At 69.4% G+C, this 1,607-nt stretch carries 1 protein-coding gene and 1 pseudogene; one reads left to right on the forward strand and one right to left on the reverse strand.

Going from position 1 to position 1,607, the window contains the following annotated elements; all coding sequences use genetic code 11:
- Positions 1–746: 746 nt before the first annotated feature.
- A complete protein-coding gene (locus EAO76_RS43800) occupies positions 747–1,166 on the reverse strand; it encodes a hypothetical protein (RefSeq protein WP_262376283.1) in 420 nt (139 codons plus the stop codon).
- 166 nt (positions 1,167–1,332) lie between these two features.
- Here EAO76_RS43800 and EAO76_RS45675 point away from each other — a divergent pair.
- Positions 1,333–1,509 (forward strand): annotated as a pseudogene (locus EAO76_RS45675) (glycosyltransferase family 2 protein); the annotation flags it as partial.
- Positions 1,510–1,607 lie beyond the last annotated feature (98 nt).

Here is a 1,607-nt window from a genome sequence, read left to right on the forward strand (position 1 = left end):
GCCCCGCCCCGGACAGGGCGAGCGGGCGACCGTGGTCGACGACACGATGAGACGACGACGGGCGGGCGGGGCAGTGACCAGACCTTCATGGACACACGAGGCCGAGCCTGGCCGTCGGGCGGCTGGGCCGCCGACGCGGCAGGAATCCAAGGCACAGGGCCAAGCGACGCGGCACAGGAGCGGCCCGGCGACGGCACAGGAGCGACGAGCGGCGGCCCGACGCGGTGAGACGGGGCCGCGGAGTAGGTGGTCGACGGCGCGAAACGGTGAAGCGGCGGCCCGGGGCAAGCGGTCGACGGCCCTGGGCCCGGCCCCCCGTCCTGCGACTGGCACCGCGGCACGGCAGACCGAGCGGCGGCACGGTCCGGGGCCGGGCCGTCGACGCGACAGGACCCCGGGACGCGAGGCCGGACGGCGACCAGGCGGCACGGCCGGGCGGCGACACAGGATGGCGTGGACGGACGACGGGCCGCAGCAGGGAGACAGCATGGGCGGCCAGCGCCCCCGCACGAAAACCCGGGAGCGGGGCCCAGGCGGGCGAGGAAGGCGTCGGGGCGGCCCGTCGAGTTCACGCTGGTGGTTCAAAGGCCGGCAATCCCACGGCGGCGGGGCAGGGCCGCAGCCACGGCGGCCGCCTGGTCGTCGCGGCCCGCCCCTGCTCCGGGTGGTACCTCTCTCCTCGGCTATCGCGGGGAAAAACTTCTCAATGCCGTTGTCAAGCCGCATCAGGTGCCGTCGGGATGAGATCACTCAGCTGGTGCAACGATCACCTCGACGGCCCGTCCCCGAAGACAAATCGCCAGGATCTCCATCTCGACGAGCGTGCCGGTGAGACCGTTGTCGGTGAGTTGCTTGGCCTGCGCTCGTGCTTCGCCAAGGGAAAGTTCCCGTGCGTCCCGGAGGGCCTGCAGCACGGGAACGAGGTTTGGCACGTCTTCGGACAGGCGAAGCCGCGCCGCCCCATGCGCTTGTAGCAGAGCTTGTCGAATGTTCTCGGGCGTGACGGGTCCGCTGTCTTGCACGCACCACGCATTCGGGCAGTCCGCACATCGTCCTTCGGTGCCCCAGCAGAGCATGCCGTGGTCGAAGAACTGGCCGACATCGCAGGTCGTCGCGCCTCCGCAGGCATCACACCGGCCTGTGAGCTGCACTCCTTGCGTGATCACAGGGCTCCTCAACGTCATCGGTCCATGCTGATGAGATCCTCCTTGAAAAGTCGGCTCTCGTCGATCAGGTTTGCGATTGGCGAGAAAGCCCTATGGGGCGGTTTCCACTGGTGGCGTGAGTTCGTAGTGCCGCTGATCCCGAAGAAGTGCCCACAACACGTTGACCCGTCGGCTCCCGGTCCCGCTGATCCCGGTCTACCTCGGCGTGTGGACCGGGATCACCATGATCCGCATGCGCTCCTTGAGCGGCGCGAAGGCGTGGTGGGGCGGCTTCGCCGAGGGCGTGCGGACGTCGTGCGGCCCGCGCAAGGCGATGAAGTGGCGCACGGTGTGGCGCGAAACGCCGCAGTGGGATGGAAAGAGGGGCATCGTCCCGCTCACTTCCATCCAGCAGGATCTCCGGCAGCCCGCCGTACGTCTCAGAGACGATCAAGCAGACCC

It is taken from the genome of Streptomyces sp. sk2.1 (assembly GCF_008120935.1).
GTDB lineage: Bacteria > Actinomycetota > Actinomycetes > Streptomycetales > Streptomycetaceae > Streptomyces.